The following is a 25,131-nucleotide window of genomic DNA, read 5'->3' on the forward strand; positions in this document are numbered from 1 at the left end:
GGGCTTCGGTTTCCAGTGGGTTAGGGGGCGATGCCCGGCTCAGTTGATCTTCGGCACGGTAAAGCTGAATTCGCTGCCCTTGCCGGGTTGGCTTTCGGCGCGCAGTTTACCGCCATGAGCCTGGACAATCCCCTTGGAAATATACAAACCCAGCCCGGTGCCGTTCGGGTTGCCTTCCTTGACTGTCCAGTAGCGATCAAACACATGCGGTAACTGCTCAGGTTTGATTCCTTCGCCGGTATCACGAACGCTGAACACGATCTCGTCACCCACCGACATCGCGCTGATGCCTACGCTGCCTTGCTGGGGGGTGAACTTGATGGCGTTTCCGATCAGGTTGGAGAGCACCTGGAACAGCCGCTCGGGGTCGGCATTGATCTTCAGGTCGGGTTCGGCGTGGAACGAAATATCGATGGCCTTGGCGGTTGCCAGTGGCGTCAGCAGTGAGCAGGCGTCTTCGAATATCTGGCTGACGTCCATCGGTTGGGGATGGATGGTGTAGCGTCCGGCGTCGATGCGCGAAGTGTCCAGCAGGTCTTCGAGCAGTACGTTCATGCGGCTGGCGGCCTGTTGCATGGTGTCGATGGCCGAGGCAATTCGCTTGGAGCTATGGGAGCCGTCGGAGCTGAAGGATTTTTGCATCATGCCGCAGAGCATGGATATGACCGTCATCGGGTTGCGCAGGTCATGGGACACCACCGCCACCAGTTCATCACGCGCCTGAACAGCTTGACGCTCCTTGTGGACTTGCCGGGCCAGATCGTTTTCCAGGGCCGAGCGGCGCAGGTCGTTGGCGGCAAACAGATCTCCGTGGGTCCATTTGGTACTGATGCCGGCCATTTCGACTTTCCAGATTTCGAAAGACGTCCGCGGTCGCAGGCGCACGCCTGTCTCGCTGCTTTCCAGGTCCAGGGGTTTTTGCGGGTCGCCGCTCCACTGGATGGTTTGCTTCACCTCCGGGCGGAACCACAGCACGCCATTGTCCACAGGCTTGGGCAGGTGAATCGCCAGCACACCGCTCGCCACGTCCTGATAAGCCTGGGCCGGAGCGAAAACGCTGCTCAGGTTGTGGTGGGAGAAAACGGCCTCGCCAGTCTCCAGTATCCATTTATGCAGCTCGCGGATCTGCTCCGCTTCCGGACACTGGCCGTGGCGGTGCAGCTTGTTGTCCTCAAGGATCGCGACGCCGGTGGCGCCGGCCAGGTCCATCAGCCGTTGAGGTTCGTGGGACAAACCGTCAAAGACATTGTCGCTGGACGCGGCCATGGCGGTGGCGAGCACCTTGAGGTCCTCAAGCTTGGCGTCCCGTTGGCGGGTCAGCTCCAGTGCTTGCATGGCGCTGATCTGCAGCGACAGCACTTGGCCGATGGTCTGGCAGGCCATGCGCATCTCGTGGGGTACGAGCAATGGTTGACGGTTACCGCAACTGATCAGGCCCCATAGCCGTTCGCCTTCCATCAGGGAAATGCTCATGGACGACAGAACACCCATGTTTTTCATGTACTGGCGGTGGATCGGCGAGACACTGCGCAGGGTAGAAAAGCTCAGGTCCAGGGGTGTTTGCGTGTCGGGGCGCAACGCCGGGACCAATGGTACCGGTGTGTAGTCAGCGTTGGGGATGATCCGCAGCCAGTTGGTGCGATACAGCTCCCGGGCCTGCTCAGGGATATCGGATGCCGGGAAGAACAGGCCCTTATAGAGTTCCATCGACGGCGCGCTGGCCTCGGCGATCACCTGGCCGTGGCCTTCTTCTTCGAAACGATAGATCAGCACCCGGTCGTAGCCGGTCATGGCCTGAATTTCTCGAACGCTGATTTCGTACAGGGCCTGAAGGCTTTTCGCGCTTTGCAGGCGCTGCAACATGCGCCCCAGGTTGGCTTCACCGCTGACGCCTTCGGGGCGGTAGTCGCTCAAGTGCTGTTCCAGTTCGACGATCAAGGCGCCTTGATGGCGGTGGACCAGGGTGTCAAACCGCAGCTGGTTCACGACAATCTCCACGGGCGCGTTGTCGCCATCCGCATCGGTGCGACAGGCCTTGAGGATGGCCTGGGCTTGCTGCTGCCCGAACAGTACATCCAATGTCTGGCCCGGGAGACCTTGAGGGTCGTGTCCCATCAATAGCAATACGTTGGCGCTGACCTGCCGGATGACGAAGTCGGGCTCGGACAGCATCAGCAGTACACCATGAGGCTGGATGGCCCCCGGGAAGCGAATCGGTTCATCTGCACAATTGGCCAGCAGTTCTTCGAAGGCTTCCTGGTTTTCCGGGGTCATAACAATACCTTTTGGCTGTCCAGCCAGTGTTCAAAATGGGTAAACGTCGCTTTGGCGGCACGTGTGACTTCGAGCGTTTGAGCGTCGCCAAGGTTCCTGTCGCCCAGGTATTGAAGGAAATCCTTCCAGCGCCGGCCGGTGAGTTCGCCATACACATTGAGAAACGCCGCGCCGCTGGAGGCATCAAGACCCAGCTGTTCGGCCACTCTGCGGCGCAGGATCTGCCCCCCGAGCGTCGCACCTTCCAGCACATAGGAAACCCCTAGGGCAGCGGCACGGGAGTCGATCTGCGGCAGGTCCGCGCAGGTGGGCAGTGTTTCGATAGCGTGGTCACTCAGACCCAGTGCCGTGAGGTCCGCCCGCAGTACGGGGAGTTTGATCCGCAGGGATTGGTCCAGCCCCGTCGGTGTCAGCGTCAGGACATGAAGTCGTTGTTCCAGCGGTTTATAAAAGCCGTAGTAGGCCGCCATCAGGCGCCGGTACAGGTCGAGGTCCAGCTGTTCGGAGAAAAACGGCAAGCGTTTTTCCAGGGCGACGTGCAGCTCAGCGGTTTCGGTCCGCAATGCCTGAATCAGAGAAGGGGGAGGTGCGGCCGGTGACATGCGCGATAGAGCTCGTTGACTGGAGCGTTGCTGGAAAAAAAGCGCATCAATCTTACACAGATTTTTTGCCGAGAAAGGTCATCAGCTGTCGGCTGTCATTTCGCCCGTCGCCAGGCCCGGTTGCCAACTCTCCAGCCTTTCCCGTTCACGATCCAGCTCATTGCGCAGCTCTTCTTCCGTAGGGAGTACCAGTTTGTACTGGCTGGCGAACAATTGTTCGTTGCCTCGCAGGACAGAGTAACGCACCACCGATTCATCTTTTTGGGCACAGAGAATAATGCCAACAGTGGGTTTGTCATCGGGACTGCGCTTGAGGTCGTCGTAGAGACGCACATACATGTCCATCTGCCCAATGTCCTGATGGCTCAGCTCACCGCGTTTGAGGTCGACGATCACAAAACACTTGAGCAGGTAATTGTAAAAGACCAGATCGAGGTAGAAGTCTTTGCTTTCGGTGCTGATGCGTTGTTGGCGAGCGACGAAGGCGAAACCCTTGCCCAGTTCAAGGAGAAAGCCCTGTAGCTGGTCGATCAAGGCTTGCTCCAGGTCGGTTTCCAGCACAGCGCCAGCATTGGGCATTCCGAGGAACTCCAGGACTACCGGATCCCTGACGATGTCTCTTGGGCTGAGATTGAGCTTTTCAGTATGGGAAGTCGCCTCCTGTTTCACTGCCGGGCGGTCTTGGCTGGCCAGCAGGCGTTCGTAGTAGAGGGTGCCGATCTGGCGTTCCAAGGCGCGGGTGGACCAGTTTTGGATGGCGACTTCGTTCATGTACCAATGACGGGCGTTTGGGTCTTCTACTCGCAGAAGTGTGCGGTAATGGGTCCAGCTCAATTCGGAACGCACTGCGTTCCAAATTGGAAACGATTGATAAAAGTCCCGCATGTGGCGCAGGTTGCGTTCATCAAACCCTTTCCCAAACCTCGCTGTCAGTACTTTCGCCAGCGACGGCAGCAGTCGTGCGCCATAAGTCGCCCGCTCGGCTCCTCCCTGTTCGAACTCGACGATGTGCCGCCCAATCTGCCAGCAGGTTTGAACCTGGAGTGTATCGACGGCACGCAGCACCTTCTGGCGTGCCTGGCGGATCAGTTCACCTAGTTCATTAATCAGAGGGGCAAGCTTTGGGTCGTCTTGAGGGAGAAGTGCGGTCATCGAAATGTCAGCCGAGAGAATGGGCGGACCAAAAGGATGCTCTGGACGACGTTTCGATGATGCCGGGCGAGTCTGATTAGGTGGGAGGAAAGCCGTCCAATTCTTGCAGGACGGGTTTGACGCCGGCTGATCTTGGCTGACCTCGGCTTGTAGGAGCTATCCCGGAAGGGCGTCATCCACTGCCGACGTCCTCGTAACGCGGACGATGATCAGATCGAACCTTGGGCCAGCGCATTGGACGCGGCGACATAATCGGCCTGGAACTGCTCACTTTCGACCCAGTCCAGCGCGGCTTGCTCATCGACGCCCGTGGTCAGGCGACGGTATTCGATCAGGGCGGTAATGATGAAGTCAGTGGCCTCTTCCTCGCCTTCCTGCTCCAGCACTAGCGCCAGCAGCGGATGCCCCAAGAAGACCGCGCACATGGCCTGCTGGCTGATCTTTTCAGCCGCGCGCATGACTTGGAACAGCTCCGTCAAGTCTACGGTTTCCAGATCGATGCGCTCATCGTTCGGGTCCAGGAAATCGTTCGGCGCAGCAGCACGCTGAATGCGATTCTTCTTGGCTTTCGCCTTGGCGCGCTGGTTTCGTTTCTGCTGTTTGTTTGCCGATGACATGGTCAGATTCCTGACGTGAAAATAAGGCCGCCTATGCTACAGCTTCAGGGCAAACCCTTCGAATTTCTATCCGCCACAGACAGGGTGGTAGCGGAAATAAATTTTCACGCAATAAAAAACCCCGATCAATTTCTTGATCGGGGTTTTCGGTATTTGGTGCCCAGAGACGGAATCGAACCGCCGACACGGGGATTTTCAATCCCCTGCTCTACCGACTGAGCTATCTGGGCAACGGGGCGCATTAAACGGGTTTTTCAGGGGGTCGTCAAGCACGTTATCAAAAAATATTTAATTATTACCGTCGCTTACGATCCGCCCCGGTTCTGGGTGGCCTATTCGGACGGCGGCACGTAGCCTTCGGCCTTGGCGTATTCTTCGCCGGAAAAGAACTTTTCCATTTCGCCTTGAAGGTATTTGCGGTCTTCGGCGTTCATCATGTTCAGGCGTTTTTCGTTGATCAGCAGGGTCTGGTGTTTTTGCCAGTCCGCCCAGGCCTTGGCCGAGACGTTGTCGTAGATGTCCTGGCCTTTGACGCCCGGAAAGGGCGCGCGCTCCAGGCCTTCCAGTTGTTCTTTGTACTTGCGGCACATCACGGTGCGGGTCATTGCAACTCTCCTGCGTTCAATACGGCGGCCGCGCGTTCGAGCAAGGTCTTGACCGGGGCGGCGAGGCCCAGGCGCGGCGGGGTGGCGAGGTTATACCAGAGCCAGTCGGCCTCGGCCACGTGATGGCCGGTTTCCCGGACCCGGACCAGCCAGGGTTCGATCGCCAACTGAAAGTGGCTGAAGGTGTGTACCAGAGCTGGCATTTCCTGTTGTTTGCCCAGTTCCAGCGAGTGTTGCAGGGCCAGGTGTTGCAGGTCGTCGAGGTCGTCGAGTTCCGGCAGGCTCCATAAGCCGCCCCACAGGCCCGTGGAGGGGCGACGATAAAGCAGAATCGCGCCTTCGCGGTTGGCCAGCATTGGCATCAGCGTGCGTTTTTTGGGCACGTCCTTGCGGGGCTTGGGGATCGGGTAGCGGGTCTCCAGCCCCAGCATGTGGGCTTGGCAGCCTTTTTTCAGCGGGCAAAGCAGGCAACTGGGTTTGCTGCGGGTACACAGTGTGGCGCCCAGGTCCATCATCGCCTGGGTGTAGGCGTTGACCCGGTCTTGAGGTGTAAAGCGCTCGGCGGTCGCCCACAATTGCTTCGCGACCTTCGGCTCGCCCGGGTAACCCTCCTGGGCGGTGAAGCGCGCCAGCACCCGCTTGACGTTGCCATCGAGGATCGGTGCCCGCAGGCCCATGCTGATGCTGACGATGGCGCCGGCTGTGGACAGGCCGATCCCCGGCAACTCGGTGAGTTTTTCCACGTCGCGGGGGAATTCACCGCCATATTGGTCGACAACGATCTTCGCGGTTTTCTGCAGGTTACGGGCGCGGGTGTAGTAGCCCAGGCCAGTCCACAGGTGCAGCACTTCGTCTTCCGGCGCGGCGGCCAGGGCTTGCACGGTGGGCAGCGAGGCCATGAACCGGTCGAAATAATTGAGCACGGTGCTGACCTGGGTCTGCTGCAGCATGATTTCCGATACCCACACCCGATACGGAGTGATGTCTTGCTGCCAAGGCAAGTCGTGGCGCCCGTGGCGGTCGAACCAATCCAGTACGGCGCTGGAAAACTGCTCGGCGGTCATCGCTTGAACAACCCCTTGAGCGCGTCCTTGAGCTCGGGGCTGACCTTGTCGCCGAGCTTCTCGTCGATCTTCTCATTGAGCTTGTCGCCAAGGCGGTCGCCGGCCAGCTTCGCGGCGACTTTGCCCAGGCCTTCGTTGTCCAGGCGGCATGCCTTCGCGCCCAGCTCCAGCGGTCCGCGGCAGCGCAACGGCCATTCGACATCGACGTAACGTTCGTTGACCTGGCAAGCCGGGTCGGGCATGTCGCTCTTGTCGCCTTCGATGATGATGCCGACGCGGTAGTCCATGCCCAGCACACGCAGGTCGATGTCGCCGTTGCCGTTGACGGTCATGCCGGGGATACGGACCTTCAGGTCCGGGTTGCTGGCCACGCCGCTGCGGAAGGTGAGGTTGCCGTTGAGTTGCTGGAACGGCGTGTCCTTGCCCCGGGGCTCGCCACTGAGGGTTTTACGATTGAGGGTGGCGATACCTCTGCACAATTGCTGCTCGAGGTTGGCATTGAGCAGAACGCCGTCATTGATGACGAACCCGGCAGTACCGTTGAGGCTGTCGATCAGGGCCTTTTGGCTGTTGCCGCTGGCGGTCACGGCGCTGTTGAGTGTCACCAGGCCTTTGACCGGCGGATTCTTGCCCTGGCTTTCGATGATTTTCTCGGCCGGTACCCGGTTGATGCGGGTTTGCAGGCTCAACTGCGGCATGGGCTGACGAACGTCCAGCGTGCCTTTGACTTCGAAGTTGCCGTTGTACAAATCGCCCCGCAGGTTTTCCAGGGTCAGCAGGCCGCCCTGGCCGGTGGCCTTGAGGGCAGCATTCTGGATCGGCAGCTTATCGAGGGTCAGTTGGCCGAAGGTCAGGTCGGCATTCAGGTCCAGTTTGCCCAGGCGTTCGACTGGAAACAGCCGGTCGTTGCTCCAGGCGCCCTGGGTGGGTGCGCTCGGCAACGGTGTGCTGCCGGCGCCGGCCATGGCGCTGGCTTCGGTGTTGCTGACCTCCGCCTCACGGGCCGCCTTGGAGCTGTCGGCCTCGGCGGACTTTGGCGGCAGGTAGCGGTCAACGTTGAAGGTATCGGCCTTGAGCTGCGCACGCAGTGACTGCTTGGCAATGTCTTCCACGGCGAGACGACCGCTGAAGGTGCTGTCGTCGATTTTCAGATTGATGCTATTGAATTCGGCGCTGGTCGGCGTGGCCGCAATGCGCGTGACCAGTTCGACTTTGCTCAGGCTGCCTTCTCCCATGACCGGCAGTTTCTGGCCGACGCTGTCGACAAATTTCGCCAGGTCGAATTGGGCGATCGACATGCCGCCGCTCAATTGCGGGGTCTTGTCCAAGTCATTGACCTTCAGTTCGCCCAACGCGCGCAGTTGATTGATGGACAGCTTGATGCCGGTCCATTCGGCGACATTCGCTGCCTTATCCAGGAGTAGCTGCCCGTGTGCCGCGAATGTCACGGTCTTACCTTGCAAAGGGTCGCCGGTGGCTTCGCCGGACAGCTTCAGGTCTTCGAACTTGTAGCGCTGCAAGGCGCGCTCAAAGCGCAGTTCGCCCGTGACTTCGGTGCGCACGCGCACGGCTGGCTGGTTGCTGGCCAGGAATGCGGTGAGGGTGACCGGAATGTTGGTGGAGTCATGGACCGGGCCGGTACTCAGTTGGATGCTTTCGGCGGTGAACTGCCTGCCGGTCTGCTCGTCGGTGTATTCGACCCGGGCGTTGTTCACGGTCAGGCTGTCGATGTCCAGGCGGGTCGGCTGGGCCGGTTTCTGCGTCGGGGTGCTGTCCTCAGGGGCAGGCTGTTCGGCCGGTGCCGGGGCGTTTGCCGTGGTTTTAGACGCGGGGGCCTTGCCGATGTCTTCCCAATTGCCGTGGCCGTTCTTGTCACGGTTGAGTCGCAGGTTCAGGCCTTCGACCCGTACGTCGCTCATCTGCACTTCCCGGCGCAGCAGCGGAATCACCCGTACCGACAGGCCAAGCATCTGCAGATCGGCGAACGGTTGTGTCGGGTTTGCCAGGGTGGCGACGCTGGCTTCGTGCAATTCCAGACCCAGCCACGGAAAAAGGCTCCAGCCGATATCGCCATTGAGGGTCAGCTCAATATGGGCCTTGTCGCGGGCTATCTGGCGGATCTCTTCTTTATAGTCGTTGGGATCGAAGAGGTGGGTCAGGGCAAAGCCCAAGGCCACAATGACCAGCAACAGCCCGAGAAGTACCAGACCCAGGATTTTGCCGAACGCTTTCATGGGCGAGTCCTTGTAGGTTGAGTTCAAAAATTAGCCTGGGAGTATAACGCCCTGAATTGCTTGAGCGTTGGCTGATCGTTTTTCGCTTCTTTGCCACGGGATGTGTGTCGGGTCATATCAGTGCTCATCCAGCGGTATCCTCAATTTGGCGGCGAGCGCCTTGGCTTCCAGATGCCCGGCAGGCGCCAGGAGTCGAAGCTCGGCACCGTTTTGCGCGGCCATCCTTCGCGCTTCGCTCACCAATCGTTCCGCCACCCCACGACGACGGGTGACATTTCGCACGCACATTTGGGACAACTGCCAGACGTCCGTGTGCCTTTGCAAACGCGCGGCACCGAGCAACCGGTCATTGAAGCGGGCGGCGATCAACGAGCCGTCTTTCAGATATTCCTCTATCAATTGCGTGCCGTCACTGCACGGCTCGAACAGCCAGGCCGGGGCATCCTGGTAGATTTTGCGCAGGTCCTGCCGGTCCCGACAGGTGGCTTGATTCAACTGCTCGACGACGATGGGCATATAAAATCCTGAAAAATAAACGGTTCACGCCCTACAGAAAACGTGCATCGGCGCGATAAGACAGAAGATGTAAAAAAGGTGATAGCACTTTGGCTTTCTGTCATAAGCAAAATGGTAACCTTTACCCGCTCGCCCGTCCTTCTGCGACTTGATGACGCACCAAAATGAAGCTTCACCAGAAAATACAGTCATGCTTTGCGTGCAATAAGGCTGAGGGTGATGCATGGCTGGCGAGCCATACCAATAACTGGGGGATACAACAATGAGCACGAGCATCACGGCGGACGGCATTGCCGACCAGCCTGCGTTCCTCTCCAAGGAACGCATCATCGCCAAGCCCGGATTCAACCGGTGGCTGGTTCCACCGGCCGCACTGGCCATTCACCTGTGCATCGGCATGGCCTACGGCTTTTCGGTGTTCTGGTTGCCGCTGTCCAAGGCACTGGGCGTCACCAAGCCTGTAGCCTGTGCACCGGACATGAGTTTCATCGCACAAGTCTTTTCATCTCAATGTGACTGGCCGATCTCGATGCTCGGCTGGATCTACACCCTGTTCTTCATCTTCCTGGGTTGCTCGGCAGCCATCTGGGGCGGCTGGCTGGAACACGCTGGGCCGCGTAAGGCTGGTGTTGTATCGGCCTTGTGCTGGTGCGGCGGTCTGCTGATTTCCGCGTTGGGTATCTACACTCACCAGATCTGGCTGATGTGGGTCGGCTCTGGGGTCATTGGTGGTATCGGCCTGGGGCTGGGCTACATCTCCCCGGTTTCGACGCTGATCAAGTGGTTCCCGGACAAGCGTGGCATGGCCACCGGTATGGCGATCATGGGCTTCGGCGGCGGCGCGATGGTAGGTGCTCCACTGGCTGCAGCACTGATGAGCCATTTCTCTTCGCCGACTGAAGTCGGTGTATGGCAAAGCTTCCTGGTCATGGCCGCGATCTACTTCGTATTCATGATCGGTGGCGCCCTGTCGTATCGCGTTCCGCCGACCGGCTGGAAGCCTGAAGGCTGGACTCCGGCGCCGAAAAAAGCGGCGAACGCGATGATCACCCATCGCCACGTTCACGTGAACGTCGCCTGGAAAACCCCGCAGTTCCGTCTGGTATGGCTGGTGCTGTGCCTGAACGTATCCGCCGGTATCGGCATCCTGGGCATGGCTTCGCCGCTGTTGCAGGAAGTGTTTGGCGGTAAGTTGCTCGGTACCGACCTGCCTTTCGGTCAACTGGACGCGGTGCAGTTGGGTCAAATTGCTGCCATCGCGGCCGGTTTCACTGGCCTGCTGAGCCTGTTCAACATCGGTGGTCGGTTCTTCTGGGCATCCTGCTCGGATTACCTGGGCCGTAAAAACACCTATTTCGTGTTCTTCGCCCTGGGCTTTGCCCTGTACGCGCTGATCCCGAACCTGGGCCATCTGGGCAGCGTCGCGCTGTTCGTGGCGGCGTTCTGCATCATCCTGTCGATGTACGGCGGCGGTTTCGCCACCGTGCCGGCCTACCTGGCGGACCTGTTCGGTACGCAAATGGTTGGCGCGATCCACGGTCGTCTGTTGACCGCTTGGGCCGCGGCGGGCGTGCTGGGTCCGGTATTGGTGAACTACCTGCGTGAATATCAGTTGAGCATTGGCGTTGAACGCGCCGCGGCCTATGACATCACCTTGTACATCCTCGCCGGCCTGTTGGTGCTGGGCTTCCTGTGCAACATGATGGTTCGCCCGGTTGCCGACAAGTACTTCATGACCGATGCCGAACTGGCCGCTGAACAGGCGCTGGGCCATGACAAGGGTGCTGACAGCACCACTTCGCTGGAGTGGAAAGCCGCGCCGGGCACCAAATCCCTGGCGATCGCCGCCTGGCTGGTGGTGGGCATTCCGTTGGCGTGGGGTGTGTGGATAACCCTGCAGAAGACGGCGGTGTTGTTCCAGTAAGACTGTTGCCCGAACCTTCAAGGTGAGGGCAAACCTAATGTGGGAGCGGGCTTGCTCGCGAAAGCGGTGTGTCAGTTAACGATGATGTCGACTGATACGCACCTTTCGCGAGCAAGCCCGCTCCCACATTTGATTTTGGGTGATGGCAAAAAATGCTTGTACGGACATGTCTATCGCCGACAACCCGTCAGGGATATCACCTCCCGTGTTTCTGTTTGCCGCTCGCGCCCCTATAATGGCTGCCTTTTTCGCCCAATGATTTTGCGGAGCTGGTGATGGCCGAACGTAAGGCGTCTGTCGAGCGCGACACTCTGGAAACCCAGATCAAAGCCTCGATCAACCTGGATGGCACCGGAAAGGCCCGGTTTGATATCGGCGTGCCTTTTCTTGAGCACATGCTGGACCAGATCGCCCGTCATGGGCTGATCGACCTGGATATCGTCAGCAAGGGCGACCTGCACATCGACGACCACCACACGGTGGAAGACGTCGGCATCACCCTGGGGCAGGCTTTCACCAAAGCCATCGGCGACAAAAAAGGCATCCGTCGCTACGGCCACGCCTACGTGCCGCTCGATGAGGCGCTGTCGCGCGTGGTGATCGACTTCTCCGGCCGCCCGGGCCTGCAAATGCATGTGCCGTACACCCGTGCCACCGTCGGCGGCTTCGACGTTGACCTGTTCCAGGAATTCTTCCAGGGCTTCGTCAACCACGCCAACGTGACCCTGCACATCGACAACCTGCGCGGGCACAACACCCACCACCAGATCGAAACCGTGTTCAAGGCCTTCGGCCGCGCGCTGCGCATGGCCGTGGAGCTCGATGACCGCATGGCCGGGCAAATGCCTTCCACCAAGGGCGTTCTGTAATGCAGACGGTCGCGGTTATCGATTACGGCATGGGCAACCTGCACTCGGTGGCCAAGGCCCTCGAGCACGTGGGCGCCGGCAAGGTACTGATCACCAGCGATGCCGACGTGATTCGCGAAGCCGACCGGGTGGTCTTCCCCGGCGTCGGTGCGATTCGTGACTGCATGGCCGAGATCCGGCGCCTGGGCTTCGACTCACTGGTGCATGAGGTCAGCCAGGACCGTCCGTTCCTCGGCATCTGCGTGGGCATGCAGGCCTTGCTTGAAAGCAGCGAGGAGAACGACGGCGTCGATTGCATCGCGATGTTTCCAGGCCAGGTGAAGTTTTTCGGCAAGGATCTGCACGAAGACGGCGAGCACCTCAAAGTTCCGCACATGGGCTGGAACGAGGTGAAGCAGACAGTGGATCACCCGCTGTGGCACAACATTCCGGACCTGGCGCGCTTCTACTTCGTGCACAGCTACTACATCGCGGCCGGCAATGCCCGGCAGGTAGTGGGCGGCGGTCACTATGGCGTCGACTTCGCCGCGGCCCTGGCCGACGGTTCGCGCTTCGCCGTGCAGTTCCACCCGGAGAAGAGCCATACCCATGGCCTGCAACTGTTGCAGAACTTCGCCGCGTGGGACGGACGCTGGTAATGGCTCGCAAAAAACCGCCGATCCTCACCCTCACGCCCGAGCAGGAGAGTGAGGCGAACCTCAAGATCCAGCGGTTCATGGAGGATCGTTTCGAGCTGGACCTGGGGTCGTTCGAAGCGGCGGAAATTCTTGAGCTGTTTACCCGCGAAATTGCTCCGCACTATTACAACAGGGCGATTTTCGATGTGCAGGCGCACCTTAAAGAAAGGTTCGAGAGCATCGAAAGCGACTTGTGGGCGCTCGAGAAAAACTGATTTCCGAGCCAAGCTGAACATTCGAATTTGAAGGTTTGCCAGATGCTGATTATCCCCGCTATCGATCTCAAGGACGGCGCTTGTGTACGTCTTCGCCAAGGCCGGATGGAAGACTCCACGGTATTCTCCGATGACCCGGTGAGCATGGCCGCCAAGTGGGTGGAGGGCGGTTGCCGTCGCCTGCATCTGGTTGACCTGAACGGTGCTTTCGAAGGGCAGCCGGTGAACGGTGAAGTGGTCACGGCCATTGCCAAGCGCTACCCGAACCTGCCGATCCAGATCGGCGGCGGCATCCGATCGCTGGAAACCATCGAACACTACGTCAAGGCCGGTGTGAGCTACGTGATCATCGGCACCAAGGCGGTGAAAGACCCGGCGTTTGTCGCCGAGGCTTGCCGCGCCTTTCCGGGCAAGGTCATCGTTGGCCTGGACGCCAAGGACGGTTTCGTCGCCACCGACGGTTGGGCGCAAGTCAGCACCGTGCAGGTGATCGACCTGGCCAAGCGCTTCGAAGCCGATGGTGTGTCTGCCATCGTCTACACCGACATCGCCAAAGACGGCATGATGCAGGGCTGCAACGTTCCGTTCACCGCCGCCCTGGCCGCCGCCACGAAGATCCCGGTGATCGCTTCCGGCGGTATTCACAACCTGGGTGACATCAAGGCGCTGCTCGACGCCAAGGCGCCAGGCATCATCGGTGCGATCACCGGTCGCGCGATCTACGAAGGCACACTGGATGTTGCTGAGGCCCAGGCCTTCTGCGATTCCTACAAAGGCTGAGGACTCACCATGGCGCTGGCAAAACGCATCATTCCCTGTCTCGACGTGGACAACGGCCGGGTGGTCAAGGGCGTCAAGTTCGAGAACATCCGTGACGCCGGCGACCCGGTGGAAATCGCTCGTCGCTATGACGAGCAGGGCGCGGACGAGATTACCTTCCTCGACATCACGGCCAGCGTCGACGGCCGAGATACCACGTTGCATACCGTCGAGCGCATGGCCAGCCAGGTGTTCATTCCGCTGACCGTGGGCGGTGGCGTGCGCACCGTGCAGGATATTCGCAACCTGCTCAATGCCGGGGCGGACAAAGTGTCGATCAACACCGCGGCGGTGTTCAACCCGGAATTCGTCGGCGAAGCGGCCCAGCGTTTTGGTTCGCAGTGCATTGTCGTGGCCATCGACGCGAAGAAGGTGTCCAGCCCGGGCGAAACCCCGCGCTGGGAAATCTTCACCCACGGCGGGCGCAAACCCACCGGCCTGGACGCCGTTGAATGGGCGAAGAAGATGGAAGGCCTGGGGGCCGGTGAGATCCTGCTGACCAGCATGGACCAGGACGGCATGAAAAACGGTTTCGACCTGGGCGTTACCCGCGCCATCAGCGATGCCCTGGGCATCCCGGTCATCGCCTCTGGCGGCGTCGGCAACCTGCAGCACCTGGCCGATGGCATCCTTGAAGGTCATGCCAGTGCGGTACTGGCGGCGAGCATTTTCCACTTCGGCGAATACACCGTGCCGGAGGCCAAGGCCTACATGGCCCAGCGCGGGATTGTCATTCGCTGAGCCGATGCCGACAACGCTGGTGCCTTGAATCAGGAAGCCGCCGGACCGGCATCTCGCAGGCCTGTCGTGGGCTTCAAGATGTCGATCCTCGGCTCGGATGCCTGTCCTGATTTGTCGTAGGCGATCGTGCAGAGTTTCACTGGCAGTTTTGCATCGTCAAACCAAAGCTCCAGGTAGGTGTGGGTTGCGTATTCGGCATCCTTCGAGCAATCCGTGCTCTCTACCGGACCGAACTTGACGGCGTAGCTCTCATGTTTTTCGGTACGAGCCAACTCAACGGTGACGCCGGTGGTGATCGATAAATCGGGTTGTTCCGTGGGGATGTCATCCAGGATTTCCACTGGAAGAGACAGGCTGTTCTTGATGAGTCCGAATTCGGCGCCTTGAGCGGCGGAATCGACACCGAGGAGGCATAGGAAGTAGAAACCGGGCCGGCTACCGATCTCGGAGTTTATGAAACTGTCGTCGGCACTGATCGCATCACTGTAGTGGTGGCCGCTTTCGCAATCCTTTGCGGTGCGGACGGTTTTATAGCGATAAAACGCCGTGCTGATGGAAAAGCGGTAATTCCACGTTGGAATGTGCACCGTGCCGTCGTCTCTTTTCTTCAGCTTCCTGTACCTTGCCGGAGCGTTCGAACCAGCACTCACGGTAAAGGTCGGATAGAGCGAGCAAGATGAAGACGCGTCGCTGGCCAGATGGCCTCGTATGAAGCAGCCATTGAGAAAAACCGTGGGGTTCCCGTATATATTTTCCGCAATCGCCTTGTAGCTATCGCCTATTCGCGTGCAGGGCGCATCTTCGTCGCATGGAACCAGGCCGGCAGTCAGGTTGCCGGTGCCTATCACGCCGATGATCTCGTTCGAATAGCGATCGAGAATGGGCCCTCCTGAACTGCCTCCCGCTATGTCCTGGCAGCGAGTCATCAAGTTACTTCGCCATACCCATGGGCCTTCAATGATTTCCTGGGCGGGCTGCAAGGTGCAGGCGGCCATGCGCAACGTGGCATTCTCAAAACCGAGCGGGGCGCTCACAGCCAAGACATCAGTGTCGTAGGCTGGTTTTTGCCGGGCCAGTTCCAATGGCTGTATCCCTTCGCTGATGAGTTCCTGAAGGCTGGTAGCTAACTCGACGATGGCCAGATCAACACCTTGCATGCTGCGCCACGCGACTTTTTTCAGCGAATAGGTTTTGAATTGGGCCGTGTCGGCAAAGTAATCGAACTGCATGATTCCGCTCACCGGCTTATCCGTCACGATGTTGCCATTGCCTGTTTCGATACAGTGCCCTGAGGTGAGTACATAGGCAGGGGTTGGCCCGGTCAATGAAGGTTCACGGGTGTCGAGAAGTGTAGCGGTACAAGAACCGTTGATGTACAGACGCCCGATACCTCGCCAGTGGTCGTGTGATCCATCGGCATTTTCAAGGACCTTCGAGGCCGTGAAGTTCTGCATGTTTTCGCCGTAATCCAAGGGTTGCGCGATAGCGTTTGGAACCAGGGAGTAAAGCGCGCCAACCAGCAGGAAAGAGAGTGTTCTCATCGGATAATGTCTCTGATTAATTGAACGGAACCGGCAACGGCCGGTGTTTTCAATTAATCAGTCCGAGGCGTACGGATGGCGGTAATTAGTTACCTCAGTTGCGAGCTCACGAAGTTCTATTCTGAGGAGTTGACGCGTCACGAAAGTAACGGGCGGTGGACATGTTTGCAGGCCCAAGGCACTCTTGGGTACACCAATGGATTGCGGTAGCCCGACATGCTCAAACGTCTCGTTCTTGCCTTTGCCGGTGCCACCTTAATACTTGCAGGCACTGTCCGCGCCGCTGATACATCGCTGGTGTTGCTGACGGAAAACTTCCCCCCGTACAACATGGCCAAGAACGGCAAGAACTTCGCCCAGGACGAGAACATCCATGGCATCGCCGTGGACATCGTCCGCGAGATATTCAAGCGGGCCGATATCAGCTACAGCCTGACGCTGCGCTTCCCATGGGAGCGAATTTATAAGCTGGCCCTGGATAATCCGGGGTACGGCGTGTTTGTCACGGCACGATTGCCTGAGCGTGAAAAACTCTTCAAATGGGTCGGTCCGATTGGTCCGGACGACTGGATCATGCTCGCCAAAGCCGACAGCAAGATTTCCCTGGATTCGCTGGAGCAGGCGCGTCAATACCGGATCGGGGCCTATAAGGGCGACGCGATTGCCGAGACCCTGGCCAGGCAAGGACTGAACCCGATTGTTGTGTTGCGCGATCAGGACAATGCTAAAAAACTGGTCAACGGCCAGATCGACCTGTGGGCCACCGGTGACCCGGCCGGGCGTTACCTGGCGCGTCAGGAAGGGGTGAGCGATCTCAAGACCGTGCTGCGGTTCAACAGCGCAGAGTTATATCTGGCGTTGAACAAAGACGTGCCTGACGAGGTGGTCGCCCGCCTTCAAGCAGCCCTGGATGAACTGCGCAAGGAAGGTATGGTGGACGCGATCATGGCGCGGTATCTCTAAGGGCCGCCGCGCCGCCGCCATCGCGAGCAAACTCGCACACAGGTATCGGGGCGATCACAAATACTGCCTTCACCACGGATCATTGTGGGAGCGGGCTTGCTCGCGAAAGCGGTGGGTCAGCTTGCATCCATGTTGAATGGGATGGCCCCTTCGCGAGCAGGCCCGCTCCCACAAGGTTGCTTGGGTGTTCATAGACCCCTTGTGAGAGATTGCTCGCGATGGCGGGCAACACGGTCGCCGCTACCGATAAACCCCATCTTTGCCATGCCCGGCCATCGCCCGATTGCTGCGCAAGCTGATCATCGACTTGATGTCGATCCATTCGATGCCCTGGGCCTTGAGCCTGGGTAGTTCGCGTTCGAGCACTGCCAGGGTCTGCGGATAGGGATGGCCAATCATCACCGCCGAGCCCTGCTGGCGGGCCAGCTCTATGGCGACCTGAAGCTGATGGGCGATGGCTGCTTCGGTGCGCTCATCGTCCAGGAACACATCGCGCGACACACTGGCGAGGCCGATCTTCTGCGCCTCGGCGGCGGCGACCGTCTGGGCGCTGGTGCGGCTGTCGACAAAGAACTTGTGTCGCTGCTGCAAGTTCGCCATCAGCCAGGCCATGGCCCGTGGCTGCGAAGTCATGCGGCTGCCCATGTGGTTATTGATCCCACTGGTGAAGGGGACGGCGGCGAATGCGGCGTCGAGGCGTTTTCCCAGTTCCTCCAGGGGCAGTTCCGGATGCCAGGCGAACGGCCCCGTGGCCGGGTCCATGGGCATGTGCAGCATGACGACCTTGCCGGCGCGATGGGCTTCGCGAGCCAATTCCGCGGCGTGGGGCGTGTCGGGCATGATCGCTGCGGTGACTGGGCCGGGCAGGGCCAGCACGCGGCGATCCCGAGGCAGGTTTTGCCCCAGGTCGTCGATGATCAGGCTCAGGTAGGCCTTGTGCGGTGCCGGGGTAGCGGGCGTGGCAAAGGCAACGCCCGCCAGGCAGCACATCAGGCCCAGGATGAAGCGCAGGCCCATCTCAGCGGCCGGAAGTGATGTTCAGTCCTTTGAGCAAGCTCAGGGCCTGGGCCAGTTGGTAATCGTCATCCTGCGGCATTGGTTTGGCCTTGGCGCCGGAGCCGGTGGGCTTGTCGGCACCGCCGTTGCCATTGCCCAGGTGACCCTGCAAGTCAGCTTCCTTGAAGTACTCGCTGTCCTGCTCGCTGGTGATCTTGGCCTTGCGCACTTCGATGTCCGGAACGATGCCCTGGGCCTGGATGGAGCGGCCGTTAGGTGTGTAGTACAGCGCAGTGGTGATCTTCAGGGCGCGGTCATTATTGAGCGGCAAGACGGTCTGTACCGAGCCCTTGCCGAAACTGGTGGTGCCCATGACAACGCCGCGCTTCTGGTCCTGCAGGGCGCCGGCGACGATTTCCGATGCCGAGGCGCTGCCACCGTTGATCAGTACCACCAATGGCACGGCCTCGCTCAGGTCGTTGCCGGTGGCCGAAAAACGCAGCTCGGAATTGGCAATGCGGCCCTTGGTGTAGACGATCAGGCCTTTGGTGATGAAGTGGTCCACAACTTCCACCGCCGATTGCAGCACGCCGCCGGGGTTGTTACGCAGGTCCAAGACCATGCCGTTGAGCTTCTTGCCGTTGTCCTTGCGCAGCTTGGCCAGGGCCTTGGCGACTTCTTCGCCGGTCTTGACCTGGAACTGGGTGATCCGGATGTAGCCGTAGCCCGACTCCAGCAACTGGCTCTTCACGCTTTTGACCTGGATGATTGCGCGGGTCAGGGTTACGTCGAACGGTGTTCCGCCATTGCGCACCAAGGTCAGGGTAATCTTCTGGCCGATCTTGCCACGCATCTTGTCCACGGCTTCGGTCATGCTCTGGCCGCGAGTTGGCTGACCGTTGATCTTGACGATGAAATCGCCAGCCTGGATGCCGGCCTTGGAAGCGGGCGTATCGTCGATGGGCGAAACCACTTTGACGAAACCGTCCTCGCTGCCGACCTCGATGCCCAGGCCGCCGAATTCGCCGCTGGTGCTTTCCTGCAGCTCCGCGAAATCCTCCGGCCCCAGGTAGGCCGAGTGGGGGTCAAGGTTGCTGAGCATGCCCTTGATGGCGTTCTCCAGCAGCATCTTGTCGTCCACCGGTTCTACGTAGGCGGCCTTGATCCGGTCCATGACCTCGGCAAAAGTGCGCAGTTCGTCCAGCGGCAGCGGGGCCTTGGTGGTCGTGGCTGTCGACGAGGGGGCCGGTTCAGCGGCGAACGCCAGGGGCGCACCGATCACAAGGGCGATCGTCAGGGCCAGCGAGGTGAGGCGGGACAGATGCAGCATGTCGAACGAACTCCTGAGTTGGATGGGCGCGCTTATCCTTGCGCACGACACCATTGGGTCGGGTCGCTGGGGCGACCCTGCTGACGAATAGCGAAATACAGCGCTGGCGTATCCTGCCCGCCACTGTTACCAACCGTAGAGATGGACTCGCCGGCCTTGACCACATCGCCGGCAGCCTTGAGCAGCGACTGGTTATGGCCGTACAGACTCAAATAGCCGTTACCGTGATCCAGGATCACCAGCAGGCCGGCGCCGCGCAGCCAGTCGGCGAACACCACGCGACCGCCATGGACGGCGTGCACCTGGCTGCCGGCAGTGGCGCTGATCATCACCCCGTCCCATTTGGTGCGGGTATCATCGCCGCGGGTTTGGCCGAAGCGTGCAAGCAATCGACCATTGACCGGCCATGGAAGTTTGCCCCGTGCCGAAGCAAAAGCGCCGCCGAAGGTCTCCCCACCTGTCGAAACCAGTGGGCCGGGGCTTGATCGAGCAGGCTTGCGCGGTGCATCGCCGGCGTCGGCCTGGGCCTCACGCAAGCGCTTTTTTTCGGCTTCCTGCTGGGCGATCAGCGCCTTTTGGCGCGCTTCTTCCGCCTCTCGAGCCTGGCGTGCCAGGGTTTCTTCGATGGTCTTCAAGACTTTTGCCAGTTGAGCCTGGTCCTGCTCGCGGGCCTTGAGCTTGCTGTCGCGGGCCTTCACGTCTTCATTGAGCTTGGCCAAGGCGATCTGACGCTCCTTGCGAACCTTCTCGAGCTCTTCGCGCTGGGTGTCGAGGCTGCTTTTCTGCACCAGCAACTGAGCCTGCTGCAATTCAATCTCTTTTTCGACATTGGCCAACTGGCGCAGGGTTTCATTAAAGCTCTTGAGTTGCTCCAGGCGCGCCTGGCTCAGGTAATCGTAATACGTGAGCGTGCGGGCGAATTTCTCGGGGTTCTGCTGGTTGAGCAGCAGCTTGAGGTACTCCTGACGGCCGTTCTGGTAGGCCGCCCGAGCCTGGATGGCGATCAGCTTTTGCTGTTCAGTGCGCGCGCTCTGGAGTTTTTTTTTCTCTCCATCGAGCCGCTGCAGCTCGGATTCGCTTTTCTTCAGCTCTTGTTGCAGGGCGTCGACCTGTTTCTCCAGCTTGCCCATCTCGGTCTCGGTGCCGCGCAGGTCTTTCTGCACGCCGGACTTCTCTTCCTGCAACTTGCCCAGCAGCTTTTTCAGCTCGGCAATGTCCTGACGCGTGGCGTCCAACTGCTGTTGGGTGAGTGCGCGCTCGTCAGCAAAGGCTGGTTGGAGCAGGCAGGTCAGAGCGAGGGCTATCAGAACGCGAAGCATAGAGGCGGGCGACACCAGGGAAAGGGACGGCCTAGTATGCCCGCCCCACGCTGCAAAAAAAACGCCCATTTGGGGCTGTGTGATAACTGGCCCAAAAAAGCACTGCCGACCAATGTGGGAGCGGGCTTGCTGTTCACTTAAGGCAATGACAAACCCGTGGCGAGGGAGCTTGCTCCCGCTGGGCCGCGAAGCGGCCCCCAAACCTGCCAAATGTGGAGTATCAGACACGCCACACCCGCCGGTTTACGACTGCTTCGCAGCCGAGCGGGAGCAAGCTCCCTCGCCACGGATGCTCGGTGACTACGTGTCGATCAGACCAGGATCGACGTCCCGGTCATCTCCGCCGGCTTCTCCATTCCCAGCAACATCAGCATGGTTGGCGCGACATCGGCCAACACGCCGCCATCGCGGACCTTGAAGTCACGCTTGCCGACATAGATGAATGGCACCGGCTCGGTGGTGTGGGCGGTGTGGGCCTGGCCGGTGGACTCATCGGACATTTGCTCGACGTTCCCGTGGTCGGCGGTGATCAGCGCTTCACCGCCGACTTTTTCCAGCGCCTCGACGATGCGCCCGACGCAGGTGTCCAGGCATTCCACCGCTTTGACCGCAGCGTCGAACACACCGCTGTGGCCGACCATGTCGCCGTTGGCGTAGTTGACCACGATCACGTCGTAGCGCTGGTGCTCGATAGCATCGACGATGCGGTCGGTGACTTCCGGTGCGCTCATTTCCGGTTGCAGGTCGTACGTGGCGACTTTCGGCGACGGGATCAGGATGCGTTCTTCGCCAGGGAAGGGCTCTTCACGGCCGCCGGAGAAGAAGAACGTCACGTGGGCATACTTCTCGGTTTCGGCGATGCGCAGTTGGGTCTTGCCGTGCTTCGCCAGGTAGTCGCCCAGCACGTTTTCCAGGCTGCCGGCGGCGAAGGCCGAGGGCGCGGGGATGCTGGCGGCGTATTGGGTCAGCATGACGAAGCCGGCCAGTTTCGGCTGGCGGGCGCGTTCGAACTCCTTGAAATCGTCTTCGACAAACACGCGGGTCAGCTCGCGGGCACGGTCGGCGCGGAAGTTCATGAACACCACGGCGTCGCCGTCCTCGACTTTGACCGGCTCGCCAATGGTGGTGGCCTTGACGAATTCGTCGCTTTCACCCCGCTCGTAGGCGGCTTGCAGGCCTTCCTGGGCGGTGGCGGCGTTGAACTCGGCGTTGCCGTCGACGATCAGGTTGTAGGCCTGGGCCACCCGGTCCCAGCGGTTATCGCGGTCCATGGCGTAGTAACGGCCGACGATGCTGGCGATACGACCCTTGCCGAGGGCCTGGAAGGTGCTGTCGAGCAGTTCGATCGACGAAGTGGCGCTTTTTGGTGGGGTGTCGCGGCCATCGAGGAAGGCGTGCAGGTAGATTTTTTCAGCACCGCGCTTGGAGGCCAGTTCGGCCATGGCGATCAGGTGATCCTGGTGGCTATGAACGCCGCCATCGGACAGCAGGCCCATGAAATGCACGGCCTTGCCGGCGGCCACGGCTTTATCCACAGCTGCGCAGATGGTCGGGTTCTCAAAGAACTCACCGTCGCGGATCGCTTTGGTCACACGGGTGAAGTCTTGATACACCACGCGGCCCGCGCCGAGGTTCATGTGGCCGACTTCGGAGTTGCCCATCTGTCCGTCGGGCAGGCCGACGTCCATGCCGCTGCCGGAGATCAGGCCGTTCGGCACGGTGGCCCACAGGCGGTCCAGCACGGGCTTCTTGGCCGCGTACACGGCATTGGATTCGTGGCTGTCACTGTGACCGAAGCCGTCGAGAATCATCAGGACCAAAGGTTTAGGCGTGGTAGTCATGGAATCCACTCGTGGCTGATTAAAAGAAGGCGATGGAAAAGGGACGGGCAGTTTAAAGGTAAGTTCCGGTGCCGTCACCGCCGGGCGGGGTTTGGCCGGCCTTGTGTGCTGTGTATACTGGCCGACATTTTAACGCCCTGGAACCTCCTTCGATGGTTGCTCACCTGATTGAATTTGCCACTAACCACTACCTTCTCGTCGGTATCTTCGTCGTACTGCTGGCGTTGCTGGTTGCCCATACGATGCAGGGCGGCGGCCGCAGCCTGAGCACTGGCGAGCTGACTGCACTGGTCAACAAGGACACCGGCGTGGTGGTAGACATCCGCCCGAGCAAGGATTTCGCCGCTGGTCACATTGTCGGCGCGGTGAATATTCCCCAGGACAAACTGATCGCCCGTATCGGTGAACTGGAAAAGCACAAGGCCAAGACGCTGATCCTGGTGGATGCCCAGGGTCAACACGCAGGCACGCATGCCCGCGAGCTGATGAAGTCCGGCTTTACCGCTGCCAAGCTGTCCGGTGGCGTGGCAAGCTGGAAAGCCGACAATCTGCCCCTGGTGAAGTGAGATGACCCACGTTGTTGTCTATTCCAGCGATTACTGCCCCTATTGCTCCCGAGCCAAGTTCCTGCTCAAGAACAAAGGTGTGGCTTTCGAAGAGATCAAGGTCGACGGCAAGCCGCAACTGCGCGCCGAAATGACTCAAAAGGCCGGACGGACCTCCGTGCCGCAGATCTGGATCGGCAGCACCCACGTGGGCGGTTGCGATGATCTGTTTGCCCTGGATCGCGCCGGCAAGCTCGATGCGATGCTCAAGGCCTGAATTCCCTACTAAGAACCTGAAAGTGAGAAGGATCTGCGATGACTGACCAACAGAACACAGCTGCCAGCGAAGAAGAAGCCGCACCGCAATTCTCCTTGCAGCGCATTTACGTACGTGACCTGTCCTTCGAAGCCCCGAAAAGCCCGGCGATCTTTCGCCAGCAATGGGAGCCGAGCGTAGGCCTGGACCTGAACACCCGTCAGAAAGCCCTGGAAGATGACTTCCACGAAGTGGTGCTGACCCTGTCGGTGACCGTGAAGAACGGTGACGAAGTGGCGTTCATCGCCGAAGTGCAGCAAGCCGGGATCTTCCTGATCAAGAACCTGGATGCCGCTTCGATGAGCCACACCCTGGGCGCCTTCTGCCCCAACATCCTGTTCCCGTACGCCCGCGAAACCCTCGACAGCCTTGTGACCCGCGGTTCGTTCCCGGCCCTGATGCTGGCTCCGGTGAACTTCGATGCCCTGTACGCGCAAGAACTGCAGCGCATGCAGGAAGCGGGCGAGGCTACCGTTCAATAAGTCGACGCAAACCCTGTGGGAGCGGGCTTGCCCGCGAAAGCGGTGTGTCAGGCGACATTGATGTCAACTGACACGCCCTATTCGCGAGCAAGCCCGCTCCCACATTTGTTATGGGGTGTTATCGGAAACCGTTCTGCCGCCAAGCCTCGTAAACGGCCACGGCCACGGTGTTGGACAGGTTCAGGCTGCGACAGCCTTCGCGCATCGGCAGGCGCAGGCGCTGGTCGGCGGGCAGGGCATCCAGTACCTCCGCCGGCAGGCCACGGCTTTCCGGGCCGAACAGGAACGCGTCGCCGGCGACGAAACGGGCGTCATGAAACGGCCGCGAGCCCTTGGTGGTGAACGCGAAGAGTCGCGGATGCCCCAGGCTTTCCAGACAGCTGGCGAGGTCGGCGTGGCGCTGCAGGGTGGCATACTCGTGGTAATCGAGACCGGCACGGCGCAGGCGCTTGTCGTCCATCTCGAAACCCAGTGGTTCGATCAAATGCAGGTGACAGCCGCTGTTGGCGCAGAGCCTGATGACGTTGCCGGTGTTCGGTGGAATTTCCGGTTGAAAAAGGATGACGTGAAACATGCACGGCTCCGCAGACAAAGATGAGCGGCATTCTACGCCGCAAACCGATCAGCGTTCGAAGCTATTACCTCGGGTGATGGGGTCTTTGGCGATCTTCGGTCTGATGGTCGGCCTGATGATCGGTCGCCTGACCACGCCCGACCCGAGCGTGCTGCAGCAGGTCGAAGTGATCGATGGGGCGCTGGTGGCCTGGTTCAACAACGAGCCCCAGTTGCACGGCGAGATCATCGAAGGCTCGGTGGCGCTGTTATTCCAGGCACAAGGCCGCCCGCAGAAGGGCCAGCTCAAGCTCAACGGCAAGAATGTGAACTGGCGGGTGCGTTTGAGTGACAAGGGGTTGTTGCTGACGCTGGTGGCGGCGCGTCCGTTGCGGGGGGAGTGGGCCGGCAGTGAGGTCGATGACCGCTGGCGGCTGGAGATCCGTCTCCAGGAGCAATAAAAGAGGGAATCCCCGGCCTGCCTGTACCAAGGTCCCCAAACGGGAGGGGCTTGCGCTAAACGCACAGCCCCGGTGTAAAGAAGGGAAACCTTGACCTGCCTGTATCAAGGCCCCCAAAACAGTGGGCTCGATGAGCCCGATATAAAATGGGGAATCCCCGGCCTGCCTGTACCAAGGTCCCCGAAACTGGGTAGTGATTGAGTTATTGCAGGGGGCGTGCCAGTTTTAAAAGGCTTGTCACAAAAAATCTGCTGATGATGCGAAAAGCCCCGTATTCCGGGGCTTTTGCTTTTATGTTGGTTGATTTTTTCGAGACGGGCCGATGGGTTCGGGCTTGTAGCGCATGAGCAATTGCGGATCGTAGTGCATTAGGGTGGTGCACAAACTCCATTGTGGGACGGTCTTTCATGATTTTCGAGGGAACGCAGCGTATGAGTCGCTATAAATCTTTATTGATAGCCATTGCGGTATTCGTC

At 59.9% G+C, this 25,131-nt stretch carries 25 protein-coding genes and 1 tRNA gene; 11 read left to right on the forward strand and 15 right to left on the reverse strand.

The genetic code is table 11. From position 1 onward, the window contains the following. Nucleotides 1-39: 39 nt before the first annotated feature. The 9 genes from AAIS01_RS23505 to panM all read right to left on the reverse strand — a co-directional run bounded on the left by AAIS01_RS23505 (nucleotide 40) and on the right by panM (nucleotide 9,064). Nucleotides 40-2,274 (reverse strand): ATP-binding protein, encoded by a 2,235-nt coding sequence (locus AAIS01_RS23505; protein ID WP_343470926.1) that lies wholly within the window; start codon nucleotides 2,272-2,274, stop codon nucleotides 40-42. Beyond that, nucleotides 2,271-2,876, reverse strand: a complete 606-nt coding sequence (locus AAIS01_RS23510; protein WP_343470927.1) for a biliverdin-producing heme oxygenase — start codon at nucleotides 2,874-2,876, stop codon at nucleotides 2,271-2,273. Before AAIS01_RS23510 ends, AAIS01_RS23505 begins: the two co-directional genes overlap by 4 nt. Before the next feature lie 81 nt (nucleotides 2,877-2,957). Continuing rightward, on the reverse strand, nucleotides 2,958-4,028 hold the full coding sequence (locus tag AAIS01_RS23515; RefSeq protein ID WP_343470928.1) for a PDDEXK nuclease domain-containing protein: 1,071 nt from the start codon (nucleotides 4,026-4,028) through the stop codon (nucleotides 2,958-2,960). Nucleotides 4,029-4,237: 209 nt separating this feature from the next. Then, nucleotides 4,238-4,645, reverse strand: a complete 408-nt coding sequence (locus AAIS01_RS23520) for a hypothetical protein (RefSeq protein WP_343470929.1) — start codon at nucleotides 4,643-4,645, stop codon at nucleotides 4,238-4,240. A gap of 154 nt (nucleotides 4,646-4,799) precedes the next feature. Continuing rightward, a tRNA-Phe gene (locus tag AAIS01_RS23525) sits at nucleotides 4,800-4,875 on the reverse strand. A gap of 102 nt (nucleotides 4,876-4,977) precedes the next feature. Next, entirely contained in the window at nucleotides 4,978-5,250 is a 273-nt protein-coding gene (locus AAIS01_RS23530; protein WP_092401386.1) for an oxidative damage protection protein, read from the reverse strand. Then, nucleotides 5,247-6,314 (reverse strand): A/G-specific adenine glycosylase, encoded by a 1,068-nt coding sequence (gene mutY / locus AAIS01_RS23535; RefSeq protein WP_343470930.1) that lies wholly within the window; start codon nucleotides 6,312-6,314, stop codon nucleotides 5,247-5,249. Before mutY ends, AAIS01_RS23530 begins: the two co-directional genes overlap by 4 nt. After that, nucleotides 6,311-8,548 carry an AsmA family protein gene (locus AAIS01_RS23540; protein WP_343470931.1) on the reverse strand — a complete coding sequence of 746 codons (2,238 nt, stop codon included), beginning with the start codon at nucleotides 8,546-8,548 and terminating at the stop codon, nucleotides 6,311-6,313. Before AAIS01_RS23540 ends, mutY begins: the two co-directional genes overlap by 4 nt. A gap of 117 nt (nucleotides 8,549-8,665) precedes the next feature. Beyond that, a complete protein-coding gene (gene panM / locus AAIS01_RS23545) occupies nucleotides 8,666-9,064 on the reverse strand; it encodes an aspartate 1-decarboxylase autocleavage activator PanM (RefSeq protein ID WP_343470932.1) in 399 nt (132 codons plus the stop codon). Nucleotides 9,065-9,326: 262 nt separating this feature from the next. Between panM and AAIS01_RS23550 the strand changes: the two genes are divergently transcribed. From AAIS01_RS23550 to hisF, 6 genes are all read left to right on the forward strand, one after another. Next, nucleotides 9,327-10,988, forward strand: a complete 1,662-nt coding sequence (locus AAIS01_RS23550; protein WP_343470933.1) for an OFA family MFS transporter — start codon at nucleotides 9,327-9,329, stop codon at nucleotides 10,986-10,988. A 275-nt stretch (nucleotides 10,989-11,263) separates the two neighbouring features. Next, nucleotides 11,264-11,857, forward strand: coding sequence for an imidazoleglycerol-phosphate dehydratase HisB (gene hisB, locus AAIS01_RS23555; protein ID WP_003186751.1), 594 nt, complete (start codon nucleotides 11,264-11,266; stop codon nucleotides 11,855-11,857). Next, nucleotides 11,857-12,495, forward strand: coding sequence for an imidazole glycerol phosphate synthase subunit HisH (gene hisH, locus AAIS01_RS23560; protein ID WP_047226898.1), 639 nt, complete (start codon nucleotides 11,857-11,859; stop codon nucleotides 12,493-12,495). Before hisB ends, hisH begins: the two co-directional genes overlap by 1 nt. Then, entirely contained in the window at nucleotides 12,495-12,749 is a 255-nt protein-coding gene (locus tag AAIS01_RS23565) for a DUF2164 domain-containing protein (RefSeq protein ID WP_076383347.1), read from the forward strand. Before hisH ends, AAIS01_RS23565 begins: the two co-directional genes overlap by 1 nt. A 42-nt stretch (nucleotides 12,750-12,791) precedes the next feature. Then, nucleotides 12,792-13,529 (forward strand): 1-(5-phosphoribosyl)-5-[(5-phosphoribosylamino)methylideneamino]imidazole-4-carboxamide isomerase, encoded by a 738-nt coding sequence (hisA, locus tag AAIS01_RS23570; protein ID WP_092455869.1) that lies wholly within the window; start codon nucleotides 12,792-12,794, stop codon nucleotides 13,527-13,529. Between the two features lie 9 nt (nucleotides 13,530-13,538). After that, the gene (gene hisF, locus AAIS01_RS23575) at nucleotides 13,539-14,309 is read left to right on the forward strand and encodes an imidazole glycerol phosphate synthase subunit HisF (protein WP_343470934.1); all 771 of its coding nucleotides are present in this window, start codon (nucleotides 13,539-13,541) and stop codon (nucleotides 14,307-14,309) included. 29 nt (nucleotides 14,310-14,338) lie between these two features. On the opposite strand, the gene AAIS01_RS23580 is transcribed toward hisF, so the two are convergent. Then, nucleotides 14,339-15,850 carry a trypsin-like serine peptidase gene (locus AAIS01_RS23580; protein WP_343470935.1) on the reverse strand — a complete coding sequence of 504 codons (1,512 nt, stop codon included), beginning with the start codon at nucleotides 15,848-15,850 and terminating at the stop codon, nucleotides 14,339-14,341. Between the two features lie 216 nt (nucleotides 15,851-16,066). Here AAIS01_RS23580 and AAIS01_RS23585 point away from each other — a divergent pair, with 216 nt between their 5' ends. Further along, nucleotides 16,067-16,813 carry a substrate-binding periplasmic protein gene (locus AAIS01_RS23585; RefSeq protein WP_343470936.1) on the forward strand — a complete coding sequence of 249 codons (747 nt, stop codon included), beginning with the start codon at nucleotides 16,067-16,069 and terminating at the stop codon, nucleotides 16,811-16,813. 240 nt (nucleotides 16,814-17,053) lie between these two features. Here AAIS01_RS23585 and AAIS01_RS23590 read toward each other — a convergent pair whose 3' ends face one another. From AAIS01_RS23590 to gpmI, 4 genes are all read right to left on the reverse strand, one after another. Next, nucleotides 17,054-17,830, reverse strand: coding sequence for a divergent polysaccharide deacetylase family protein (locus AAIS01_RS23590; protein ID WP_343470937.1), 777 nt, complete (start codon nucleotides 17,828-17,830; stop codon nucleotides 17,054-17,056). A 1-nt stretch (nucleotide 17,831) separates the two neighbouring features. Then, a complete protein-coding gene (locus AAIS01_RS23595) occupies nucleotides 17,832-19,139 on the reverse strand; it encodes a S41 family peptidase (protein WP_343470938.1) in 1,308 nt (435 codons plus the stop codon). A gap of 32 nt (nucleotides 19,140-19,171) precedes the next feature. Then, nucleotides 19,172-20,458, reverse strand: a complete 1,287-nt coding sequence (locus tag AAIS01_RS23600; protein ID WP_343470939.1) for a murein hydrolase activator EnvC family protein — start codon at nucleotides 20,456-20,458, stop codon at nucleotides 19,172-19,174. A gap of 311 nt (nucleotides 20,459-20,769) precedes the next feature. Then, on the reverse strand, nucleotides 20,770-22,299 hold the full coding sequence (gpmI, locus tag AAIS01_RS23605) for a 2,3-bisphosphoglycerate-independent phosphoglycerate mutase (RefSeq protein WP_343470940.1): 1,530 nt from the start codon (nucleotides 22,297-22,299) through the stop codon (nucleotides 20,770-20,772). A gap of 152 nt (nucleotides 22,300-22,451) precedes the next feature. Between gpmI and AAIS01_RS23610 the strand changes: the two genes are divergently transcribed. Genes AAIS01_RS23610 through secB form a run of 3 tightly spaced genes read left to right on the forward strand, consistent with a single transcriptional unit; the run spans nucleotide 22,452 to nucleotide 23,642 of the window. Beyond that, complete coding sequence (locus AAIS01_RS23610) at nucleotides 22,452-22,865, forward strand: rhodanese-like domain-containing protein (protein ID WP_047226908.1); 414 nt, start codon at nucleotides 22,452-22,454, stop codon at nucleotides 22,863-22,865. A gap of 1 nt (nucleotide 22,866) precedes the next feature. Beyond that, nucleotides 22,867-23,121 (forward strand): glutaredoxin 3, encoded by a 255-nt coding sequence (grxC, locus tag AAIS01_RS23615; protein WP_047226909.1) that lies wholly within the window; start codon nucleotides 22,867-22,869, stop codon nucleotides 23,119-23,121. 38 nt (nucleotides 23,122-23,159) lie between these two features. Beyond that, nucleotides 23,160-23,642, forward strand: a complete 483-nt coding sequence (gene secB / locus AAIS01_RS23620) for a protein-export chaperone SecB (RefSeq protein WP_343470941.1) — start codon at nucleotides 23,160-23,162, stop codon at nucleotides 23,640-23,642. Nucleotides 23,643-23,760: 118 nt separating this feature from the next. Here the strand turns inward: secB and trmL are convergent, their stop codons facing one another. Next, nucleotides 23,761-24,216 carry a tRNA (uridine(34)/cytosine(34)/5-carboxymethylaminomethyluridine(34)-2'-O)-methyltransferase TrmL gene (trmL, locus tag AAIS01_RS23625; RefSeq protein ID WP_343470942.1) on the reverse strand — a complete coding sequence of 152 codons (456 nt, stop codon included), beginning with the start codon at nucleotides 24,214-24,216 and terminating at the stop codon, nucleotides 23,761-23,763. Here trmL and AAIS01_RS23630 point away from each other — a divergent pair. Continuing rightward, nucleotides 24,215-24,655 (forward strand): hypothetical protein, encoded by a 441-nt coding sequence (locus AAIS01_RS23630; RefSeq protein ID WP_343470943.1) that lies wholly within the window; start codon nucleotides 24,215-24,217, stop codon nucleotides 24,653-24,655. The genes trmL and AAIS01_RS23630 overlap by 2 nt on opposite strands. The last annotated feature ends 476 nt before the right edge of the window (nucleotides 24,656-25,131 follow it).

The organism is Pseudomonas halotolerans (assembly GCF_039581215.1).
Lineage (GTDB): Bacteria > Pseudomonadota > Gammaproteobacteria > Pseudomonadales > Pseudomonadaceae > Aquipseudomonas > Aquipseudomonas tehranensis.

Excerpts from the sequence above, each read along its gene's own strand:
- AAIS01_RS23630 (WP_343470943.1), top strand. The coding sequence starts at position 24,215 with ATGCACGGCTCCGCAGACAAAGATGAGCGGCATTCTACGCCGCAAACC.
- hisF (WP_343470934.1), top strand. The coding sequence starts at position 13,539 with ATGGCGCTGGCAAAACGCATCATTCCCTGTCTCGACGTGGACAACGGC.
- AAIS01_RS23550 (WP_343470933.1), top strand. The coding sequence starts at position 9,327 with ATGAGCACGAGCATCACGGCGGACGGCATTGCCGACCAGCCTGCGTTC.
- AAIS01_RS23590 (WP_343470937.1), bottom strand. The coding sequence starts at position 17,830 with ATGGGCCTGCGCTTCATCCTGGGCCTGATGTGCTGCCTGGCGGGCGTT.
- panM (WP_343470932.1), bottom strand. The coding sequence starts at position 9,064 with ATGCCCATCGTCGTCGAGCAGTTGAATCAAGCCACCTGTCGGGACCGG.
- AAIS01_RS23520 (WP_343470929.1), bottom strand. The coding sequence starts at position 4,645 with ATGTCATCGGCAAACAAACAGCAGAAACGAAACCAGCGCGCCAAGGCG.
- hisH (WP_047226898.1), top strand. The coding sequence starts at position 11,857 with ATGCAGACGGTCGCGGTTATCGATTACGGCATGGGCAACCTGCACTCG.
- AAIS01_RS23530 (WP_092401386.1), bottom strand. The coding sequence starts at position 5,250 with ATGACCCGCACCGTGATGTGCCGCAAGTACAAAGAACAACTGGAAGGC.
- AAIS01_RS23585 (WP_343470936.1), top strand. The coding sequence starts at position 16,067 with ATGCTCAAACGTCTCGTTCTTGCCTTTGCCGGTGCCACCTTAATACTT.
- hisA (WP_092455869.1), top strand. The coding sequence starts at position 12,792 with ATGCTGATTATCCCCGCTATCGATCTCAAGGACGGCGCTTGTGTACGT.
- AAIS01_RS23600 (WP_343470939.1), bottom strand. The coding sequence starts at position 20,458 with ATGCTTCGCGTTCTGATAGCCCTCGCTCTGACCTGCCTGCTCCAACCA.
- AAIS01_RS23540 (WP_343470931.1), bottom strand. The coding sequence starts at position 8,548 with ATGAAAGCGTTCGGCAAAATCCTGGGTCTGGTACTTCTCGGGCTGTTG.
- hisB (WP_003186751.1), top strand. The coding sequence starts at position 11,264 with ATGGCCGAACGTAAGGCGTCTGTCGAGCGCGACACTCTGGAAACCCAG.
- AAIS01_RS23595 (WP_343470938.1), bottom strand. The coding sequence starts at position 19,139 with ATGCTGCATCTGTCCCGCCTCACCTCGCTGGCCCTGACGATCGCCCTT.
- AAIS01_RS23610 (WP_047226908.1), top strand. The coding sequence starts at position 22,452 with ATGGTTGCTCACCTGATTGAATTTGCCACTAACCACTACCTTCTCGTC.
- AAIS01_RS23510 (WP_343470927.1), bottom strand. The coding sequence starts at position 2,876 with ATGTCACCGGCCGCACCTCCCCCTTCTCTGATTCAGGCATTGCGGACC.
- mutY (WP_343470930.1), bottom strand. The coding sequence starts at position 6,314 with ATGACCGCCGAGCAGTTTTCCAGCGCCGTACTGGATTGGTTCGACCGC.
- AAIS01_RS23580 (WP_343470935.1), bottom strand. The coding sequence starts at position 15,850 with ATGAGAACACTCTCTTTCCTGCTGGTTGGCGCGCTTTACTCCCTGGTT.
- grxC (WP_047226909.1), top strand. The coding sequence starts at position 22,867 with ATGACCCACGTTGTTGTCTATTCCAGCGATTACTGCCCCTATTGCTCC.
- gpmI (WP_343470940.1), bottom strand. The coding sequence starts at position 22,299 with ATGACTACCACGCCTAAACCTTTGGTCCTGATGATTCTCGACGGCTTC.
- AAIS01_RS23505 (WP_343470926.1), bottom strand. The coding sequence starts at position 2,274 with ATGACCCCGGAAAACCAGGAAGCCTTCGAAGAACTGCTGGCCAATTGT.
- AAIS01_RS23565 (WP_076383347.1), top strand. The coding sequence starts at position 12,495 with ATGGCTCGCAAAAAACCGCCGATCCTCACCCTCACGCCCGAGCAGGAG.
- trmL (WP_343470942.1), bottom strand. The coding sequence starts at position 24,216 with ATGTTTCACGTCATCCTTTTTCAACCGGAAATTCCACCGAACACCGGC.
- AAIS01_RS23515 (WP_343470928.1), bottom strand. The coding sequence starts at position 4,028 with ATGACCGCACTTCTCCCTCAAGACGACCCAAAGCTTGCCCCTCTGATT.
- secB (WP_343470941.1), top strand. The coding sequence starts at position 23,160 with ATGACTGACCAACAGAACACAGCTGCCAGCGAAGAAGAAGCCGCACCG.